Source organism: Pseudomonas sp. H11T01 (genome assembly GCF_048515765.1).
In the GTDB taxonomy this organism is placed as follows: domain Bacteria; phylum Pseudomonadota; class Gammaproteobacteria; order Pseudomonadales; family Pseudomonadaceae; genus Aquipseudomonas.
In genome coordinates this window covers 279,059-298,108 of the sequence record NZ_JBLYED010000002.1, presented here as the reverse complement: position 1 = coordinate 298,108, position 19,050 = coordinate 279,059, and the positions used below count along the sequence as shown (strand labels likewise).

The 19,050-nt window shown below is 59.0% G+C and carries 18 protein-coding genes; 16 read left to right on the top strand and 2 right to left on the bottom strand.

Translation table 11 applies throughout. The features are described 5' to 3' along the window. The first annotated feature begins 77 nt into the window (after window positions 1-77). The 16 genes from iolE to ACN1C3_RS03820 all read left to right on the top strand — a co-directional run bounded on the left by iolE (window position 78) and on the right by ACN1C3_RS03820 (window position 17,896). Complete coding sequence (gene iolE / locus ACN1C3_RS03895) at window positions 78-971, top strand: myo-inosose-2 dehydratase (protein WP_419114465.1); 894 nt, start codon at window positions 78-80, stop codon at window positions 969-971. After that, entirely contained in the window at window positions 968-1,777 is an 810-nt protein-coding gene (iolB, locus tag ACN1C3_RS03890; protein WP_419114464.1) for a 5-deoxy-glucuronate isomerase, read from the top strand. Before iolE ends, iolB begins: the two co-directional genes overlap by 4 nt. 41 nt (window positions 1,778-1,818) lie before the next feature. Further along, the gene (locus tag ACN1C3_RS03885; RefSeq protein ID WP_419114463.1) at window positions 1,819-3,321 is read left to right on the top strand and encodes a CoA-acylating methylmalonate-semialdehyde dehydrogenase; all 1,503 of its coding nucleotides are present in this window, start codon (window positions 1,819-1,821) and stop codon (window positions 3,319-3,321) included. 36 nt (window positions 3,322-3,357) lie between these two features. After that, on the top strand, window positions 3,358-4,179 hold the full coding sequence (locus ACN1C3_RS03880) for a TIM barrel protein (RefSeq protein ID WP_419114462.1): 822 nt from the start codon (window positions 3,358-3,360) through the stop codon (window positions 4,177-4,179). A gap of 155 nt (window positions 4,180-4,334) precedes the next feature. Next, a complete protein-coding gene (gene iolD, locus ACN1C3_RS03875) occupies window positions 4,335-6,272 on the top strand; it encodes a 3D-(3,5/4)-trihydroxycyclohexane-1,2-dione acylhydrolase (decyclizing) (protein ID WP_419114461.1) in 1,938 nt (645 codons plus the stop codon). A 37-nt stretch (window positions 6,273-6,309) separates the two neighbouring features. Continuing rightward, the gene (locus ACN1C3_RS03870) at window positions 6,310-7,335 is read left to right on the top strand and encodes a Gfo/Idh/MocA family protein (protein ID WP_419114460.1); all 1,026 of its coding nucleotides are present in this window, start codon (window positions 6,310-6,312) and stop codon (window positions 7,333-7,335) included. A gap of 142 nt (window positions 7,336-7,477) precedes the next feature. Next, window positions 7,478-8,338, top strand: coding sequence for a sugar phosphate isomerase/epimerase family protein (locus ACN1C3_RS03865; RefSeq protein WP_419114459.1), 861 nt, complete (start codon window positions 7,478-7,480; stop codon window positions 8,336-8,338). A gap of 161 nt (window positions 8,339-8,499) precedes the next feature. After that, on the top strand, window positions 8,500-9,552 hold the full coding sequence (locus ACN1C3_RS03860) for a Gfo/Idh/MocA family oxidoreductase (protein WP_419114458.1): 1,053 nt from the start codon (window positions 8,500-8,502) through the stop codon (window positions 9,550-9,552). Window positions 9,553-9,687: 135 nt separating this feature from the next. After that, on the top strand, window positions 9,688-9,876 hold the full coding sequence (locus tag ACN1C3_RS03855) for a hypothetical protein (RefSeq protein WP_419114457.1): 189 nt from the start codon (window positions 9,688-9,690) through the stop codon (window positions 9,874-9,876). Window positions 9,877-9,929: 53 nt separating this feature from the next. Further along, on the top strand, window positions 9,930-10,856 hold the full coding sequence (locus ACN1C3_RS03850) for a sugar ABC transporter substrate-binding protein (RefSeq protein ID WP_419114456.1): 927 nt from the start codon (window positions 9,930-9,932) through the stop codon (window positions 10,854-10,856). 70 nt (window positions 10,857-10,926) lie between these two features. Further along, a complete protein-coding gene (locus ACN1C3_RS03845; RefSeq protein WP_419114455.1) occupies window positions 10,927-12,492 on the top strand; it encodes a sugar ABC transporter ATP-binding protein in 1,566 nt (521 codons plus the stop codon). A gap of 78 nt (window positions 12,493-12,570) precedes the next feature. Next, the gene (locus tag ACN1C3_RS03840) at window positions 12,571-13,596 is read left to right on the top strand and encodes an ABC transporter permease (protein ID WP_419114454.1); all 1,026 of its coding nucleotides are present in this window, start codon (window positions 12,571-12,573) and stop codon (window positions 13,594-13,596) included. Window positions 13,597-13,699: 103 nt separating this feature from the next. Next, window positions 13,700-15,049 (top strand): carbohydrate porin, encoded by a 1,350-nt coding sequence (locus ACN1C3_RS03835; RefSeq protein WP_419114453.1) that lies wholly within the window; start codon window positions 13,700-13,702, stop codon window positions 15,047-15,049. Window positions 15,050-15,377: 328 nt separating this feature from the next. Next, window positions 15,378-15,782: a TraR/DksA family transcriptional regulator gene (locus ACN1C3_RS03830; protein WP_419114452.1), complete on the top strand. Its 405-nt coding sequence runs from the start codon at window positions 15,378-15,380 to the stop codon at window positions 15,780-15,782. A 173-nt stretch (window positions 15,783-15,955) separates the two neighbouring features. After that, the gene (locus ACN1C3_RS03825; protein ID WP_419114451.1) at window positions 15,956-17,572 is read left to right on the top strand and encodes a methyl-accepting chemotaxis protein; all 1,617 of its coding nucleotides are present in this window, start codon (window positions 15,956-15,958) and stop codon (window positions 17,570-17,572) included. A 120-nt stretch (window positions 17,573-17,692) separates the two neighbouring features. Beyond that, on the top strand, window positions 17,693-17,896 hold the full coding sequence (locus tag ACN1C3_RS03820; RefSeq protein ID WP_419114450.1) for a hypothetical protein: 204 nt from the start codon (window positions 17,693-17,695) through the stop codon (window positions 17,894-17,896). Between the two features lie 10 nt (window positions 17,897-17,906). Here the strand turns inward: ACN1C3_RS03820 and ACN1C3_RS03815 are convergent, their stop codons facing one another. Both ACN1C3_RS03815 and ACN1C3_RS03810 read right to left on the bottom strand, forming a co-directional pair. After that, window positions 17,907-18,146 (bottom strand): DUF2789 domain-containing protein, encoded by a 240-nt coding sequence (locus tag ACN1C3_RS03815; RefSeq protein ID WP_419114449.1) that lies wholly within the window; start codon window positions 18,144-18,146, stop codon window positions 17,907-17,909. A 116-nt stretch (window positions 18,147-18,262) separates the two neighbouring features. After that, window positions 18,263-18,493: a hypothetical protein gene (locus ACN1C3_RS03810; RefSeq protein ID WP_419114582.1), complete on the bottom strand. Its 231-nt coding sequence runs from the start codon at window positions 18,491-18,493 to the stop codon at window positions 18,263-18,265. Window positions 18,494-19,050: the final 557 nt, after the last annotated feature.

The following is a 19,050-nucleotide window of genomic DNA, read 5'->3' as shown; positions in this document are numbered from 1 at the left end:
TTCGCGAGCAAGCCCGCTCCCACAGGGGTTCAGTGTCGCTCTTACGGTTTCATGTAAAAACAATAAAAGGTGCAGCCATGCCCGCTATCCGAATTGGCATCAACCCGATCTCCTGGAGCAACGACGACCTGCCATCCCTGGGCGGTGAAACGCCGCTGAGCACCGCATTGAGCGAGGGCAAGGAGATCGGCTACGAGGGCTTCGAGCTCAACGGTAAATTCCCCAAGGATGCTAAAGGCGTCGGTGACGTGCTGCGGCCTTACGACCTGGCACTGGTTTCCGGTTGGTATTCCAGCCGTCTGGCACGGCGTTCGGTGGCCGAAGAAATCGACGCCATCAGCAGCCACGTCGAGTTGCTGGCCAAGAACGGCGCCAAAGTCCTGGTCTACGGCGAAGTCGCCGATTCGATTCAGGGCCAGCGCATTCCATTGGTGGAACGCCCGCGTTTCCACACCGAACAGGCCTGGCAGGAATACGCCGACAAACTCACTGAGCTGGCGCGTTTCACCTTGTCCCAAGGCGTTCGTCTGGCCTATCACCACCATATGGGCGCCTACGTCGAGTCCCCGGCGGACATCGACAAGCTGATGAGCCTGACCGGCAGTGAAGTCGGTCTGCTGTTCGATTCGGGTCACTGCTACATGGGTGGCGGCGAACCGCTGGAAGTGCTGAGTAAACACATTGATCGCGTGTGTCATGTGCATTTCAAGGACGTGCGCAAACCGGTGGTGCAACTGGCGCGCAACAACCTCTGGAGCTTTCCGGACTGCATCATCAACGGCACCTTCACCGTGCCCGGCGATGGCGATATCGACTTTGCCGCGCTGCTGGATGTGTTGCTGGCTGCCGATTATCACGGCTCGCTGGTGGTCGAGGCCGAGCAGGATCCTGCCGTTGCACCGAGTTATGTCTACGCGAAAAAGGGGTACGACACGCTCCGTGGTCTGCTCAATACGAGGACAGGACAATGAGTTTGCTGGTCAAAAGCAAAGCAAACGGCCAGACCATGGTCGAGCTGGGCGCCGGTGAGCTGGAGTACGTCGGTTTCGCCGCCTATCGTCTGAGTCTCGGCGAAACGCTGCCGGTCAGTGCCGGTGATAAGGAACTGTGCCTGGTATTGCTCAGCGGTCGGGTCACGATTCAGGGTGAAGCCCCGGGGCAGGGCGTCTTCAACTGGGACAACATCGGCGATCGGCAATCGGTGTTCGAAGACAAGTCTCCGTTCGCCGCCTACTTGCCACCCGGCAGTCAGGCTCAGGTTGTTGCCTTGAGCGACGTGCAGATCGCTGTGTGCGCCGCGCCCGGTTCGACCACCAACGGCCTCGGCCCACGGCTGATCAAACCCGAAACCATGAAACGCAGCGTGCGCGGCAAAGGTGCCAACACCCGTTACGTCTGCGACATCCTGCCGGACACCGAGCCGGCCCATTCGCTGCTGGTGGTGGAAGTGCGCACGCCGTCCGGGCATTCGTCGAGCTACCCGCCGCACAAGCACGACACCGATGATCTGCCGCATCAGAGCTTTCTCGAAGAGACCTATTACCACCAGATCAACCCGCCCCAGGGTTTCGTTTTTCAGCGGGTCTACACCGACGACCGCAGCATCGATCAAGCCATGGCCGTGGAAAACAGCGACCTGGTGGTGGTGCCCAAGGGGTATCACCCGGTGAGCGTGCCCTACGGTTACGAGTCGTATTACCTGAACGTGATGGCCGGGCCCAAGCGCGTCTGGCAATTCCATAACGACCCACAGCACAGCTGGCTGCTGGATCTGTAGGCCTTACCGCGCTTTCAACTTTCAGATGGAGAACAAAAACAATGAGTGACGCCCAGGTAATCGGCCATTACATCAACGGCCAGGTGCAGGACAGTGGCAGCGAACGCTTCAGCAATGTCTTCAATCCGGCCACCGGCAGCGTTCAGACGCGTGTCGGGCTGGCCAGCCAAAAGACCGTCGATGAAGCTGTCGCATCGGCCTTGAAGGCCTTCCCGGCCTGGTCCGAACAATCGTCCCTGCGTCGCTCGCGGGTGATGTTCAAGTTCAAGGAACTGCTGGATCGTCATCACAACGAACTGGCGGAAATCATCAGCCGCGAACACGGCAAAGTGCTCTCTGATGCCAAGGGCGAAGTCACCCGCGGTATCGAGATCGTCGAGTACGCCTGCGGTGCGCCGAACCTGCTGAAGACCGAATTCAGCGACAACATCGGCGGCGGCATTGATAACTGGAACCTGCGTCAACCATTGGGCGTCTGCGCCGGCGTCACGCCGTTCAACTTTCCGGTGATGGTGCCGTTGTGGATGATCCCGATCGCGCTGGTCACCGGTAACTGCTTCATCCTCAAACCCTCCGAGCGCGACCCGTCCGCCAGTTTGTTGATGGCCCGATTGCTCACCGAAGCCGGTCTGCCGGACGGCGTGTTCAACGTCGTTCAAGGCGATAAGAGCGCGGTGGACGGTCTGCTGCAACACCCGGACATCGAGGCGATTTCCTTTGTCGGGTCGACGCCGATCGCCGAGTACATCCACCAGCAAGCGACTGCCCGCGGCAAACGCGTGCAAGCGCTGGGCGGTGCGAAGAATCACATGATCGTCATGCCCGACGCGGATCTGGATCAAGCCGCCGACGCGTTGATCGGCGCCGCTTACGGTTCGGCTGGCGAACGCTGCATGGCGATTTCGATTGCCGTCGCGGTGGGCGATGTCGGCGACCAATTGATTGCCAAACTGCTGCCACGCATCGATCAACTGAAGGTCGGCAACGGCATGCAGGGCGACAGCGACATGGGACCGCTGGTGACCGCCGAGCACAAAGCCAAGGTCGAAGGTTTCATCGATGAAGGCGTGGCCCAGGGCGCGCAGCTGATTGTCGACGGTCGCAACTTCAAGGTGCCGGGTGCAGAGAACGGCTTCTTTGTCGGCGCGACGCTGTTCGATAACGTCACGACTGAAATGAGCATCTACCAGCAGGAAATTTTCGGTCCGGTGCTGGGCATCGTCCGGGTCGCGGATTTCGCCAGCGCCGTCGCGTTGATCAACGCTCACGAGTTCGGCAACGGCGTGTCCTGTTTCACCAGCGACGGCGGCATCGCCCGGGCGTTTGCCCGCACCATCAAGGTCGGCATGGTCGGCATCAATGTACCGATCCCGGTACCGATGGCCTGGCATTCCTTTGGCGGCTGGAAACGTTCGTTGTTCGGTGATCACCACGCTTATGGCGAAGAGGGCATTCGCTTCTATAGCCGCTACAAAAGCGTGATGCAGCGCTGGCCTGACAGCATCGCCAAGGGCCCTGAATTCAGCATGCCGACCGCCAAATAATTCAACCATTAACTTTCAATGCGGAGAACAAGAATAATGAGCCAGCCCCTGCGTTTCGCCCTGAACCGTATGGTCGCCCCACGTTTGTCACTGCCGGATTTCATTGACCTGGCGGTGACCTTGAAAGCCGATGCCATCGAGATCCGCAACGACCTCAAGGGTATCGAGATTGAAGACGGCACACCGCCGGCTCGGGTCCGTGAGTTGTGCGCGGCCAAAGGGATCAAGGTGTTGTCGATCAACGCGTTGTATCCGTTCGATGTGTGGAACGACGAACGTCGGGCGCACACCTTGAAGCTGGCCGCCTATGCCCGCGATTGCGGTGCAGAGGGGCTGGTGATGTGCCCGCTCAACGATCGCGCCGACCCGCGCACCGAGGCAGAACGCAACGCCGGATTACGCACGGCACTGAGCGAACTGGCGCCAATTCTGCGGGAGTACGGGATTCTCGGATTTATCGAACCGCTGGGTTTTGAAGAGTGTTCACTGCGACGCAAACGCACGGCGGTGGATGCGATCAAGGCGATTGGCGGGCTGGATGTGTTCCGTCTGGTGCACGACACCTTCCACCATCACCTGGCCAGCGAACATGAGTTCTTCCCCGAGCTGACCGGGCTGGTGCACATCTCCGGTGTCGAAGACGCAGAGGCGCCGCTGGCAACCATTCGTGACGGGCATCGGGTGTTGGTGGGCGAGGCGGACATTCTCGGCAATGCCGCGCAGATCGATACCTTGCTCAGCACCGGCTACACGGGCTACCTGTCGTTCGAGCCGTTTGCCGAAAGCGTGCATGGGTTGGTGGATATCGAGCAGGCGATTGGCGCGAGTATGGAGCATCTCAAGCACGCATTGGCCTGATGTCGGAGCCCGATTTGTGTGGGAGCCGGGCTTGCCCGCGATGACGGCGGCACATTCAACATGCATGTCGCCTGACACTCCGCTATCGCAGGCAAGCCAGCTCCCACATTTGATCTGCGTTGATCTCTGGATTTGCATTCACACAAGGTGCAAGCATGACTACTACACGACTGACCATGGCTCAGGCCCTGGTGAAATTCCTCGATAACCAGTACGTCGAAGTGGATGGGGTCGAGAGCAAATTCGTTGCCGGGATCTTTACCATTTTTGGTCACGGCAACGTCTTGGGCCTCGGCCAGGCACTGGAGCAGGACAGCGGTGATTTGGTGGTCCATCAGGGCCGCAACGAGCAGGGCATGGCCCACGCGGCCATCGGTTTTGCCAAGCAACACCTGCGGCGCAAGATTTACGCCTGTACTTCTTCGGTCGGCCCCGGCGCGGCAAATATGCTGACTGCCGCTGCGACTGCGACCGCCAACCGGATTCCGTTGCTGCTGTTACCCGGCGATGTCTACGCCAGCCGCCAACCGGACCCGGTGCTGCAACAGATCGAACAATTCCACGACCTGAGCATCAGCACCAACGATGCCTTCAAAGCCGTGAGCAAATATTGGGACCGAATCAACCGCCCCGAGCAACTAATGAGTGCGGCGATCCACGCCATGCGGGTGCTCACCGATCCGGCGGAAACCGGCGCGGTGACCCTCGCCTTGCCCCAGGATGTGCAGGGCGAAGCCTACGACTACCCCGATTACTTTCTGCAAAAGCGCGTACATCGCATCGACCGCCGATTGGCCACCGAAGCGATGCTCGGCGATGCTTTAGCCTTGCTCAAAGGCAAGCGCAAGCCACTGATCATCTGCGGCGGCGGGGTCAAATACTCAGGCGCCAATGCCGCGTTGCAGGCGTTTTCCGAGCGTTTCGATATTCCCTTCGCGGAAACCCAGGCCGGCAAAAGTGCGGTGGTTTCAGCTCACCCGCTGAACGTCGGCGGCATTGGCGAAACCGGTTGTCTGGCAGCGAATCTGCTGGCCCCGGAAGCCGATCTGATCATCGGCATCGGCACCCGTTACACCGATTTCACCACCTCGTCGAAATCGCTGTTCCAGCATCCAGAGGTGGAATTCCTCAACCTGAACATCAGCCCCTGCGATGGGCTGAAACTCGATGGCGTGCAACTGCTGGCGGACGCTAAATCCGGTCTGGAAGCCTTGTCCGATGCATTGGCGCGCACCGGCTATCGCTCCGCGTGGGGCGATCAACCGCGCCAGGCCAAGGCGCAACTGGATGCTGAGGTCGACCGGGTTTATCAGGTCGAATACCAGACCGAGCATTTCGTTCCGGAAATCAACGACCACATGGACCCGGCGGTACTGCGCGAATTTATCGAGCTGACCGGCTCCTGCCTGACCCAAAGCCGGGTGCTCGGCGTGCTCAACGAATCCTTGCCGAGCGATGCGGTGATCGTGGCCGCTGCCGGCAGTCTGCCGGGGGATTTGCAGCGCAGCTGGCGCAGCAAGGGCGTGAACACCTACCACGTCGAGTACGGCTATTCCTGCATGGGCTACGAGGTGAATGCCGCGTTGGGCGTGAAGCTTGCCGAGCCCGATCGCGAGGTCTATGCGCTGGTGGGCGACGGCTCTTATCTGATGCTGCACTCGGAGCTGGTCACCTCGATCCAGGAGCGACGCAAGATCAACGTGGTCCTGCTCGACAACATGACTTTCGGCTGCATCAACAACTTGCAGATGGAGCACGGCATGGACAGCTTCGGCACCGAGTTCCGTTTCCGCAACCCGGAAACCGGCAAGCTCGATGGCGGTTTTGTGCCGGTGGATTTCGCCATGAGCGCGGCGGCTTACGGCTGCAAGACCTACAAAGTGAACACGATTGAAGAGCTGCAAGCGGCGCTGGCCGATGCGCGTTTGCAGACCGTTTCGACGCTGATCGATATCAAGGTTCTGCCCAAAACCATGATCCACAAATACCTGTCCTGGTGGCGGGTCGGCGTGGCGCAAGTCTCCACCAGCGTCCGCACCGACGCGGTGGCGAAAACCTTGAATGAACGACTGGCCAAGGCCCGTCAGTACTGATTGCTCTGCAAACAAAACATTCCAATGGAGAACAGACATGTCTTTGCTTTCTAATTCGTTGCGGGTAGGCGTCATTGGCACCGGTGCCATCGGTCAGGACCATATCCGTCGTTGCAGCCAGACCCTGCTCAACAGCCAGGTGGTGGCCGTTACCGATATCAATCTTGAGCAGGCGGCCAAGGTTGTCGCTGATTTGAAACTGACCGCTGAGGTCTACCCGGATGGCCACGCGCTGATCAAGGCGCCCGAAGTCGAGGCGATTTTGGTGACGTCATGGGGCCCGAGCCATGAGGAATTCGTGCTCGCGGCGATTGCCGCCGGCAAACCGGTGTTCTGTGAGAAGCCGCTGGCGGTGACCGCAGAAGGCTGCCGCAAAATCGTCGAGGCCGAAGTGGCCCATGGCAAGCGTCTGGTGCAGGTCGGTTTCATGCGCCCGTACGATCAGGGTTATCAGGCACTCAAAGCGGTGATCGACAGCGGTCAGATCGGCGAGCCGTTGATGTTGCATTGCGCTCACCGCAACCCGACCGTGGGCGAGAACTACAAGACCGACATGGCTATCACCGACACGCTGATCCATGAACTGGACGTGTTGCGCTGGCTGCTGGCCGATGATTATGTGTCGGTGCAAGTGGTGTTCCCACGCAAGACCAGCAAGGCCCACGCCCACTTGAAAGACCCGCAGATCGTCCTGCTGGAAACCGCCAAGGGCACCCGCATCGACGTCGAGATTTTCGTCAATTGCCAGTACGGCTACGACATCCAGTGTGAAGTGGTCGGTGAGACCGGCATCGCCAAACTGCCAGAACCGTCCCAGGTGCAACTGCGCAGCGGCGCCAAGCTGTCCAATGCGATTCTGATGGACTGGAAAGATCGTTTTATCGCCGCCTATGACGTTGAGTTGCAGGCGTTTATCGATGGCGTTCGGGCCGGGCAGGTTGGCGGGCCATCGGCGTGGGATGGTTTCGCGGCGGCAGTGGCGGCGGATGCGTGCATTGAGGCACAGCAGAGCGGGGCGATCGTGAAGGTTGGCTTGCCTGAGCGGCCGAAGTTTTACGGTTGACGGAAATCTAATGTGGGAGCGGGCTTGCTCGCGATGCAGGCAGCGCGGTCTTTCAGATACACCGCATCGCTCCCATCGCGAGCAAGCCCGCTCCCACAGGATTTGTGTGAAGGCTTGGTCCCTCGTTCAGGAGAACTGAAAAATGCGCATCGCACTAGACCCCTACATGTACCGCAACCTGTCCCTGGGCAAGATGGTCGATAAGGTCGCCGAGCTCGGTTACGAACATATCGAACTGTCTCCGCGGGAAGATTTCCTGCCGTTCTACAAAGCACCGCGAGTCGACAAGGCGCGGATCAAGGAGTTTCGCAAAGCCCTCAGCGACACCGGGGTGAAACTCTCGTCGCTGCTGCCGATGTACCACTGGGCCGCTGCCGACGAAGGTTTGCGTCAGGCTGCCTTGCGCAACTGGAAGCGTGCGATCCAGATCGCCGTGGAAATGGACTGCGAGCTGGTCAACACCGAGTTCACTGGTCAATCGGACAACCCGCTGGTCTGCGAGAACCAGTTCATGCGTTCCATGGACGAGCTGATGCCGGTGTTCGAGCGTGAAGGCATCAAGCTGGATATCCAGGCGCATCCCTACGACTTCTGTGAACGCAACAATGAGTCGGTGGACATCATTCGCGGACTGGATCGCGACTGGATCAACTACCTCTACGCAGCGCCCCACACATTCTTCTACGACGACGGCAAAGGCGACATCGCCTCGATGCTCAAGTACGCAGGAGAAAAGCTGACCCACCTGATCATCGCCGACACCTACAACCACAAGGCCTCATCGGGCCTGCGCTATATCGTCAATCCGCCGGGCGTAACCGCCACCGTGCACCAGCATCTGGACATTGGTCAGGGTGAAGTGGACTGGGAGGCGTTTTTCAGCACCCTGCGCGAGATCAAGTTCGACGGCATCGCCACGGTCTCGGTGTTCGCTTGGGAAGACCGCCCGGATGAGTCCAACCGGATGATGCTGGAGCGGGTGACGCGCGAACTCTGCCAATAAATTATCTGGCTTGCATGGACCTTGTGGGAGCGTGGCTTGCCCGCGAAGAACGATAACGCGGTGATTCAGACAAACCGCGTCGCCTGCTTCGCGGGCAAGCCACGCTCCCACAGGAACCGGGGCCGCCTGCCAGAATTACGACATACCTAAGGAAGCTCTTTATGCGTATCGGACTTGTCGGTTACGGCCATGGCGGTCGTTTTTTTCATGCTCCGCTGATCAGCAGTTTGCCCGCCGCGACTTTTGTCGGTGTGGTGACACGTTCAGCCGAGCGGCGCCAACTGCTGGCAACGGACTACCCCGGCGTACCGGCCTTCGACACTATCGGCCAGTTAGTAGAAGCCGGGGTCGATGTGCTGGTGGTTTCGACCCCTTTGCCAGGACGTCAGGCGCTGCTGCTCGAAGCCATTGAACACGGCGTGGCGGTGGTCAGCGACAAACCCTTTGCTGCCGACGCGCAGCAAGCGGCCGCCCTGATCGCGGCTGCCGAACGGCAAAAAGTGCCATTGAGCGTCTATCAAAACCGCCGCTGGGATTCGGACTTTCTCACTGTACGCAAACTACTGGAGGCCGGTGCGCTGGGGCAGGTCACTCGCTTCGAGTCACGGGTTGAGCGCTATGCGCCGCAATCGTTGGGCAATGGCAGCGGCGGTGGATTCCTGCGCGATTTGGGCAGCCATCTGGTGGATCAGGCCACGCAACTGTTCGGGCCGGTGGCGCGGGTCTACGCCGAACTGTATTACGCCCATTCAGGGCAAGAGTTCGATGACGGCTTCTTCGTTTCGCTGACCCATGCCAATGGCGTGATCTCCCACCTCAGCGGCAGTTGCCTGCAAAACAGTCAGGCACCGCGTTTTCGGGTCAATGGTACGGCCGGTTGCTACACCGTCGAGGGTCTGGACGGGCAGGAGGCTTCAGCGCTGGCCGGTCTGTCGCCCAGGTCCGAGGGCGAACGCTGGGGCGTCGAGGAGCATCGGCGCTGGGGTTGGTTCGAACACGGCGAAGAGCGTGAGCGGATTCCGTCTGAGCGCGGCTGTTGGATTCAGTTCTATTTGCAGCTGCAAGAGGCGTTGCAGAGCGGTGGCCGACTGCCGGTCGAGCCCCGTGATGCATTGGCGACCACCCGCGTGCTGGACGCGGCGCGACTCAGTTCGCAACGGCATCAAGTGGTCGAATTGAATGCGGTTTCCATCGATGGAATAAATTTAGAATAAAATTCTAAAATGAGTTGATATAGAAATTATTTTCTAATAAAGTCATTTCCAGGTTGCCGACATCAGCGTCCCGATCTGCCTCTAGTCACTTGAAGCAGTGGAGGACGAACCAACAAAAACAAACAGGTACCGTCGATGAAAACCTTCAGCACTGCTCTGCGAGTTTTACGTACTGCGTTCTACCTGCCCCGCGAGCTGCCTCGTGGTCCGCACCTGTCCATCCCCCTTTCTCTTTCCAGACTCCTGTGCGTCGAGCGCAAGGGCGTTGTGGTGTGCTGCATTCCCGGCGCACCGATCGTTCGTTTGCCTGCGCAGGCCTGTTGATCCGGTCCAACGCTTTATCCATAAAACCAACAAGAATGTGGAGACAGAGTTTCATGAAGACCAAGATCCGTTTCACCTCACTCGCCTTGTCCCTGATGCTCGCCAGTGGTGCTGCATTCGCCGATATGAAGATCGGCGTCAGCATGTCGCAGTTCGATGACACCTGGCTGACTTACCTGCGTGAATCCATGGACCAACAAGCCAAGTCCATGCCTGACGGCGTGAAGCTGCAATTCGAAGATGCCCGCAGCGACGTGGTCAAACAGCTGAGCCAGGTTGAAAGCTTCATCAGCCAGAAAGTCGATGCCATCGTGGTCAACCCGGTGGATACCGCGGCGACCAAAAAGATCACCGAAGCCGCAGTCAAGGCCGGGATTCCGTTGGTCTACGTTAACCGCCGTCCGGATGACCTGAAGCTGCCCAAGGGTGTGATTACCGTGGCTTCCAATGACTTGGAGGCGGGTGAGATGCAGATGCAGTACCTGGCGGAAAAAATGAACGGCAAGGGTGACATCGTGATTCTGCTCGGCGACCTGGCCAACAACTCCACTACCAACCGCACCAAAGGCGTCAAAGAGGTGCTGGCCAAGTACCCGAACATCAAGATTGAGCAGGAGCAGACCGGCATCTGGTCGCGGGACAAAGGCATGACCCTGGTGAACGACTGGCTGACCCAGGGCCGTAAATTCGATGCCATCGTCTCCAACAACGACGAGATGGCCATCGGCGCCGCCATGGCCCTCAAGCAGGCCGGGGTTGAAAAGGGTAGTGTGTTGATCGCCGGGGTAGACGGTACGCCCGACGGCTTGCGCGCGGTGAAGAAAGGCGATCTGACGGTGTCGGTGTTCCAGGACGCCAAGGGCCAGGCCGTGGGTTCTATCGATGCGGCGGTGAAGATGGCCAAGAACGAGCCGGTTGACCAGGCCGTGTGGGTGCCTTACCGCTTGATCACCCCGGAAAACGTCGATCAGTTCAAATAGTCGGTCCGTTCAATAACAACAATAAGCACGCAAGGTGGCTACGGCGGCCTTGCTGATGGAGTACCTGATCATGTTCGCTTCAGCGACTGCTTCGAGCACCCCGTTGGTGGGTATCCAGCCAACTGCCACACCTGTCGATGAGCCGTACCTGCTGGAGATTATCAACGTCAGCAAGGGTTTTCCCGGTGTGGTGGCCTTGTCCGATGTGCAACTGCGGGTGCGCCCGGGCTCTGTTCTTGCCTTGATGGGCGAGAACGGTGCCGGCAAATCGACCCTGATGAAAATCATCGCTGGCATCTACCAGCCAGACTCCGGTGAATTGCGTCTTCGCGGCAAGCCAGTGACCTTCGACACACCGTTGGCGGCGCTGCAGGCCGGGATCGCGATGATCCACCAGGAACTCAACCTGATGCCGCACATGAGCATCGCCGAGAACATCTGGATCGGCCGTGAGCAGCTCAACGGTTTCCACATGATCGACCACCGGGAAATGCATCGCTGCACGGCCAAACTGCTGGAGCGGCTGCGGATCAACCTCGACCCAGAGGAGCATGTCGGCAACCTGAGCATCGCCGAGCGGCAGATGGTCGAGATCGCCAAAGCGGTGTCCTACGACTCCGACATCCTGATCATGGACGAACCGACCTCGGCGATTACCGATAAGGAAGTCGCCCACCTGTTCTCGATCATTGCCGACCTCAAGGCTCAGGGTAAGGGCATCATCTATATCACCCACAAAATGAATGAAGTGTTCAGCATCGCCGATGAAGTGGCGGTGTTCCGTGACGGCGCCTACATCGGCCTGCAACGGGCCGACAGCATGGACGGCGACAGCCTGATCTCGATGATGGTCGGTCGTGAGCTGAGCCAGTTGTTCCCGGTTCGCGAGAAACCGATCGGCGATCTGTTGATGTCGGTGCGTGACTTGCGTCTGGACGGGATTTTCAAGGGCGTGTCGTTCGACCTGCATGCCGGTGAGATTCTCGGCATCGCCGGCTTGATGGGGTCAGGGCGCACCAACGTCGCCGAAGCGATTTTCGGCATCACCCCCAGCGACGGTGGCGAAATCAAGCTCGACGGTCAGACGGTGCGCATCAGCGACCCGCACATGGCCATCGAAAAAGGTTTTGCGCTGTTGACTGAGGATCGCAAGCTCAGCGGTCTGTTCCCGTGCCTGTCGGTGCTGGAAAACATGGAAATGGCCGTGCTGCCGCACTACGTCGGCAACGGTTTTATCCAGCAGAAAGCCCTGCGTGCCTTGTGCGAAGACATGTGCAAGAAACTGCGGGTGAAAACCCCGTCGCTGGAGCAGTGCATCGACACCTTGTCCGGCGGCAATCAGCAGAAAGCCTTGCTCGCGCGCTGGCTGATGACCAACCCGCGAATTCTGATTCTCGACGAACCGACCCGTGGCATCGACGTCGGCGCCAAGGCTGAGATCTACCGGCTGATTTCATATCTCGCCAGCGAAGGCATGGCGGTGATCATGATTTCTTCGGAATTGCCGGAAGTGCTCGGCATGAGTGACCGGGTCATGGTCATGCACGAGGGCGACCTGATGGGCACCCTCGACCGCAGCGAAGCGACCCAGGAACGGGTCATGCAACTGGCTTCCGGAATGTCCGTGGTTCATTGACGGTTCAATGCATTTAAACGGTTTCTGTTGGTGACGAGGGATTTCGTCGCCGGCAACGCGATAGAAGGGTGAGTGGCTATGAACAACGCGATACTGGAAAACAAACCCGCGGCAGCGCCGGCCAAGACGCGCCGGCGGTTCCCGACCGAGTTGAGCATCTTCCTGGTGCTGATCGGCATCGGGCTGGTCTTCGAAGTGTTTGGCTGGATCGTTCGCGACCAAAGCTTTTTGATGAACTCGCAACGTCTGGTGTTGATGATTCTGCAAGTGTCGATCATCGGCCTGCTAGCGATCGGCGTGACTCAGGTGATTATCACCACGGGTATCGACCTGTCGTCAGGCTCGGTGCTGGCGTTGTCGGCGATGATCGCTGCCAGTCTGGCGCAGACCTCCGACTTTGCCCGGGCGGTATTTCCCTCGCTGACGGACCTGCCGGTGTGGATTCCGGTGATCGTCGGACTCGGGGTCGGACTGCTGGCGGGGGCGATCAATGGCAGCATCATCGCCATCACCGGGATTCCACCCTTTATTGCCACCCTTGGCATGATGGTCTCGGCTCGCGGCCTGGCGCGTTTCTACACCGAAGGCCAGCCGGTGAGCATGTTGTCCGATTCGTACACGGCCATCGGTCATGGCGCGATGCCGGTGATCATCTTCCTGGTGGTGGCGGTGATCTTCCACATTGCCCTGCGCTACACCAAGTACGGCAAGTACACCTACGCCATCGGCGGCAACATGCAGGCGGCGCGGACTTCGGGGATCAACGTCAAGCGCCACCTGGTGATCGTCTACAGCATCGCCGGGCTGCTGGCCGGACTGGCGGGTGTGGTGGCTTCGGCCCGCGCCGCGACGGGGCAGGCCGGGATGGGTATGTCCTATGAGCTGGATGCGATTGCTGCAGCGGTGATCGGCGGCACCAGCCTGGCTGGCGGAGTAGGGCGCATCACCGGCACGGTGATCGGCGCGCTGATCCTCGGGGTCATGGCCAGCGGCTTCACCTTCGTCGGGGTTGATGCCTACATCCAGGACATCATCAAAGGCCTGATCATCGTGGTCGCGGTGGTCATCGACCAGTACCGCAACAAGCGCAAACTCAAACGCTGAACCCGGTTGGTAAAAAGCGGGAGCCTGTTCTGGCTCCCGCCTCGCAATTCCCACATCACGCACCGAAAAAACCTTAACAACAATAATGAAGGTGAGCTTTGCCATGGGCGTAAGAAAACAAGCGCAGTACCTTTCACCCTGCCTGCTGCTGGCAGCCATGGGGTGTGCCGGCCAGAGTCTGGCGGCGGATGCTTTCTCGGCTGACTCGAAATGGCTGACCGGAGACTGGGGCGGTCTGCGTACCGATTTGCTGGACAAGGGCTATGACTTCCAGCTGGAGCACGGCGGGGAGTTCGCCAGCAATCTCAAGGGCGGCTACAACGACGACAAAACCGCACGCTGGACCGAACAGTTCGTGTTCGGCCTGAAAGTCGATCTGCAAAAGACCATGGGCTGGGAGAACGCCACATTCAAAGTCGCGATCACCGAACGTGACGGCCGCAGCCTGACCAACGACCGGATCGTCGATCCGCGAGTCGGTGGCTACACCTCGTCCCAGGAAGTCTACGGTCGCGGTCAGACCTGGCGGTTGACGCAACTGTGGTTGAGCAAGGGCTTTCTGGAGGATGGCGCGCTGGACGTGAAAGTCGGCCGATTTGGCCCGGGCGAGGACTTCAACAGCTTCCCCTGCGACTTCCAGAGCCTGACGTTCTGCGGCTCTCAGGTCGGTAACTGGGCCGGTAGCATCTGGTTCAACTGGCCGGTCAGTCAGTTGGCCGGACGGGTCAAGTACAACCTCAATCCCGAAGTGTTCGTGCAGATCGGCGCCTATAACCAGAACCCGTCGAACCTTGAGGTCGGCAACGGCTTCAAACTCGACGGCAGCGGCACCAAGGGCACGATCTTCCCGGTTGAGCTGGTCTGGTCGCCTAAAGTCCAGGGGCTGCCGGGCGAATACCGCGCCGGCTACTACTACAGCACCGCCAAGGCCGACGATGTGCTCGAGGGCGTCAACGGCCAGCCGCAACCGTTGACGGGCGGGGAGTTCCGCTCCCACAGTGGTAAGTCCGGTTACTGGCTGGTGGCGCAGCAGCAGATCACCAGCCATGGCGGCGACACCAGTCGCGGTCTGTCGCTGTTCGCCAACCTGACGTTGCACGACAAGGACACCAATCAGGTCGACAACTTCGTACAGGCGGGGCTGGTCTACACCGGGCCGTTCGATGCCCGGCCCAAAGACGCGATCGGCTTTGGCGTGGCGCGAGTCCACACCAACAGCGATTTCCGTGAGCGGGCCGAGCTGCAGAACCAGGTCACGGGTGCGACCGATTACAACGACCCGGCGAGCATCCCGTTGCAGCACAGCGAGTACAGCGCCGAGGTGTACTACGGCTTCCATGTCACCAACTGGCTGACCGTGCGACCGAACCTGCAGTACGTGCGTGATCCTGGTGGTGTGCGTGAGGTCGACTCGGCAATCATTGGCGGGGTGAAGGTAGAAACGGTGTTCTGATTACGACTCAAAAGCGTTATCTGCGCCACGCCTGACCGCGTGGCGTAGCCGTTTGTCTTCTATATAGAGCCGCTCGATTGAATTTCTTGCTATAAACGCACTCCGATTACCACCCGCAAAGCTTGCCATAGAGCATTTTCACGCTTTGTTGGAAAAATTCGCTGTCATTTCAGTTGCTGAGCCCTCAAGTCGGCCTTAGACTGCCGCCCCTCGTAAATTGAGTGCCGGGTGGCGCTTGGAATGTATGGCGCCTTTCCGACGATCTGACCAGGTCGGCTGGAACGCTCCCTTATTCGCCTTAATGCACGTATTTTTTATAGAGAAATCAATGACAAAGGAAAAGTTGCTGGCCATGCCGGCGGATGACTACATGAATGCCGAGCAACTGGCTTTCTTCACTGAGCTGTTGCAAAACATGAAGGTCGAAACCCACGCGCGCATCGAGCAGAGCCGTGTTGCCATTGAAAGCCTGGACACCCCTGCCGATCCTGCCGACGCTGCTTCCGTCGAAGAAGAGCGCCACTGGCTGGTCAACGTCATCGACCGTGACCAGCGTATGCTGCCGCAGCTGGAAATGGCTCTGGGCCGTATTGCTGAAGATACCTTTGGCTGGTGCGACGACAGCGGCGAGGCCATCGGCCTGAAACGTCTGCTGATCAGCCCGACCACCAAGTACTGCATCGAAGCTCAAGAGCGTCACGAGCAAATCGACAAGCACCAGCGTCAGGCCTGATAGGCCTTTGTGGCTAGGGAGCAAGCTCCCTTGCCACAGGATTCAGCGCGCCATCCAATCCCCCGCACTTCTATTGATCTGCTGCACCCCCACGACTAATGGACCATAGATAATGGCCTGGTAGTGGCGTTAAATGCAGACACAACAAATAGAACAAGCGTGGGGTGACGATCATGACGAGAGACGAGTCTCTGGCTGGCGCAGTGCTGCAACCTGCGGTTGTACCCAAAGCTACCGTGCGCTGGCTGACACCCACTCTGCAAAGCATCGCCCTGATGCTGGTGCTGATTGGCATGGCAGTCGGCGGCTGGTCGCTTTACCTTTGCCTGCCTCTGGCGATATTGACCATCTGGCTTCCCCGGCTGCGTTCGCGACCCGGCATCGATACGACCCCAGCGGATACTCGCAGCGCCATCGCTGAACTGACCCGCGACCTGTCCTATACCACCAGTCACAACGCACTGTCCGCTGCTGGCGTGGCCTTTTCGGTCAAGCAGCTGGCCGGCAAGCTGCAGTCGCAACTGGACGCGGCGGCGCGAATTGTCAGTAGCGCCGAAGTGATGATCAACACCGAAAAAGCCACTTCACAACTCAGCCAACAAGCCCTGAGTGCGGCCAGTGAAGCTCATCAGAGCAGTGCCGAAGGGCGCAGGGTGCTCGCCGAATCCATTACCCGCATGCATCAGCTCAGCCAGCGCGCCAATGACAGTCGCCTTCTGATGGAAGCCCTGAGTGTGCGCAGTGAAGAAATCCAGCGCGTGACCCTGGTGATTCAGTCGATTGCCAGCCAAACGAATTTGTTGGCGCTGAATGCGGCCATTGAAGCGGCGCGTGCGGGTGAACACGGGCGAGGCTTTGCCGTGGTTGCCGACGAGGTTCGCGGGCTGGCCGGGCGCACGGCGGCCGCTACCGACGAGGTCGGGGTGATGGTCGCGGATATTCAGCAGCGCACGGCGCAGGTGGTGGAGCAGATTCGCCAACTGTCCAGCGACCTCAATACCGGAGTCGAGCAGGTGGAGCACACCGGCCAGTCCCTGGAGAACATCGCCCGGCTGGCGGCGGGAGTCGAGAGCCAGGTGGGTGACATCGCCAAAGGTACAGAAACCAACCGTGAACAACTCGACAGTCTGTTTCACGCCGTCGAGCAGATGCGCAGTGACCTGGCGGCCAGCGATCAACAGACCCGGCGTCTGGCGCAAGCGGCGGTGCAAATGGAAGGCCAGGCCGAAACCATCAGCGAACGCCTTGCTGAGGTAGGACTGGACGACTATCACCAGCGGATCTATGACCTCGCCCGGGAAGGCGCCAGCCAGATCGCGGCGCGATTGGAGTCGGATATCGATCAGGGCCGTGTCAGTCTGGACGACCTGTTTGACCGCAACTATCAGGCCATCCCCAATACCACACCGGCCAAATTCCGGACCCGTTTTGATAGCTACGCCGACCAGGTACTACCAGGGATTCAGGAACCGCTGCTGCCTCGCCATGAAGGCCTGGTATTCGCTATTGCCTGCACCCAGCAGGGTTATGTGCCGACCCACAATAAAATATTCAGCCAGCCACTGACCGGTGATGCTCAGGTGGATACGCTGCATAACCGCACCAAGCGAAAATTTGCCGACAGAACCGGGATCCGCTGCGGCAGCCATCAGCAGGCGGTTTTGCTACAGACCTATACCCGCGACACGGGCGAGTTGATGCACGACCTGTCGGTGCCGATCATGCTCAAGGGCCGTCATTGGGGTGGCTTGCGGTTGGGCTACAAACCCGAGAACGCGCCACAGGCCTGATGGCGCGATTGTTACCTTTCATGCAAATAACCTATGCAGGGCGATAGCTTTTTCCCTCCGGGCTAAGTCATTAAGATGCCGATATTGATAGGCAGCTAATGAAATATTCGGAGAACCCTCATGCAAAGCAAAGTCGATGTTGCAGTGATGATTGGCAGTGGGGTGCCAGCCACCCTGCGGGCTTTGGGCCAAAGCGTCTGCTGGATCGTGCTGCTCAATGGCGAGCAGCGGGGCACGGCGTTTTCCAGTCGTGATGAAGCAGAGGAATGCAGGGCTGCCTGGCTGGCTCAACTAAATATTGAAAAACCTGACAGCCTGCATTGAGCCGTTCGCGCTAGTGCCTTTGATGCATGCGCAGGTTCAGGTCGTCGACCACCCCGGCCCAATCGGCGTCTTCACGCAGTTGTTCTTTCAAAAATGTCGCCTGCGGTGGCGTCCAGAAATCGGCCTCTATCAGCTTTTGATTGTTGGCCAGCGGCGAATGGCTGGCTATGAAGTCGTCGATAGCCGTCTGGGTGGAGTCCAGTCCAAGCTGATCGAATAAACCTTTCAGGTCATGCGTAGGCGAATCCATGGTCATCTCCTTGCAGATGGGCAACCCCCGGCATCCAAGGGTTGAGGTCATTGCGACACTGTAGCTCAGAGAGAGATTGACGCCAGGCGTTCGATTGGTGGCGTCGGGAAGATCAATCAGGCTTTCAATGCGCCGTCATCAACAGCAGATTTCAGAGCCTTGGCTGCTTCTTTGGCAGCCGTTGCGGCAACATCCTGCGTTTTGAACCAGCGGTCCTTTTCGACCTGATGGTAAGTCACGGCGGTGAGCGGTGGTTTGGCGCGCATCACGATCACAGCTTGAAACTCGCCTTCTACTTCCCTGGACTCGCCATGGATGAAAAATTCGCCTATATCAAATTCCGTCACGTAACGCCTTCCCTTGGAGATTATTATGCTTTTGAGGTACAGCCGCGCAGGCTGGTTTTCGTTGGTCGGGCCAGTATGGCAGTTGTTGCCGGCCGGCGGCTGAGATAAGTCATCGGTGTGACGAAACGACGGCACCGGCAAACGCTGGTCGGTGTGCCGAATGTCGTCTCGAAGGTCTTTGCCAGAGCGCAGGCCTGGTTGGGAGCGCGGAGAAATCCTTTTGTTCGTCTGGTAGCGATTTCCTCGATGCGGAAAAAAATCTTATCAGCGAGTAGCACGTGATAACGCACCAAAGGTATATATTCGGGTTCCGACTCCAGCGCGTAGAATGGCGCCTCGCGTAGTGGTGGAGGGCTGTTTGCGACAGCGCCCGGATACTGAGCAAAGGGTGGAAGTATCTGCATATGAAATCCCTTTCGATGGTTTGCCGACGTGTGTCCGTTGCGAATGGGTAGTCTCAAAGAGCGTCGCTGCTCTAGAATTAGCTCCAGCGTTCCAGGGAGAGGCTTATCTAGAGCATTTTTTCTGGCGATATAGCGCAAAAGTGCTTTTTTTAA

Bases quoted from the DNA above. Each gene is read 5' to 3' on its own strand.
- ACN1C3_RS03845 (WP_419114455.1), top strand. From the start codon at position 10,927: ATGTTCGCTTCAGCGACTGCTTCGAGCACCCCGTTGGTGGGTATCCAG.
- ACN1C3_RS03855 (WP_419114457.1), top strand. From the start codon at position 9,688: ATGAAAACCTTCAGCACTGCTCTGCGAGTTTTACGTACTGCGTTCTAC.
- ACN1C3_RS03820 (WP_419114450.1), top strand. From the start codon at position 17,693: ATGCAAAGCAAAGTCGATGTTGCAGTGATGATTGGCAGTGGGGTGCCA.
- ACN1C3_RS03850 (WP_419114456.1), top strand. From the start codon at position 9,930: ATGAAGACCAAGATCCGTTTCACCTCACTCGCCTTGTCCCTGATGCTC.
- ACN1C3_RS03870 (WP_419114460.1), top strand. From the start codon at position 6,310: ATGTCTTTGCTTTCTAATTCGTTGCGGGTAGGCGTCATTGGCACCGGT.
- iolD (WP_419114461.1), top strand. From the start codon at position 4,335: ATGACTACTACACGACTGACCATGGCTCAGGCCCTGGTGAAATTCCTC.
- ACN1C3_RS03825 (WP_419114451.1), top strand. From the start codon at position 15,956: ATGACGAGAGACGAGTCTCTGGCTGGCGCAGTGCTGCAACCTGCGGTT.
- ACN1C3_RS03880 (WP_419114462.1), top strand. From the start codon at position 3,358: ATGAGCCAGCCCCTGCGTTTCGCCCTGAACCGTATGGTCGCCCCACGT.
- ACN1C3_RS03830 (WP_419114452.1), top strand. From the start codon at position 15,378: ATGACAAAGGAAAAGTTGCTGGCCATGCCGGCGGATGACTACATGAAT.
- ACN1C3_RS03840 (WP_419114454.1), top strand. From the start codon at position 12,571: ATGAACAACGCGATACTGGAAAACAAACCCGCGGCAGCGCCGGCCAAG.
- ACN1C3_RS03860 (WP_419114458.1), top strand. From the start codon at position 8,500: ATGCGTATCGGACTTGTCGGTTACGGCCATGGCGGTCGTTTTTTTCAT.
- ACN1C3_RS03865 (WP_419114459.1), top strand. From the start codon at position 7,478: ATGCGCATCGCACTAGACCCCTACATGTACCGCAACCTGTCCCTGGGC.
- iolB (WP_419114464.1), top strand. From the start codon at position 968: ATGAGTTTGCTGGTCAAAAGCAAAGCAAACGGCCAGACCATGGTCGAG.
- ACN1C3_RS03815 (WP_419114449.1), bottom strand. From the start codon at position 18,146: ATGGATTCGCCTACGCATGACCTGAAAGGTTTATTCGATCAGCTTGGA.
- ACN1C3_RS03885 (WP_419114463.1), top strand. From the start codon at position 1,819: ATGAGTGACGCCCAGGTAATCGGCCATTACATCAACGGCCAGGTGCAG.
- iolE (WP_419114465.1), top strand. From the start codon at position 78: ATGCCCGCTATCCGAATTGGCATCAACCCGATCTCCTGGAGCAACGAC.
- ACN1C3_RS03835 (WP_419114453.1), top strand. From the start codon at position 13,700: ATGGGCGTAAGAAAACAAGCGCAGTACCTTTCACCCTGCCTGCTGCTG.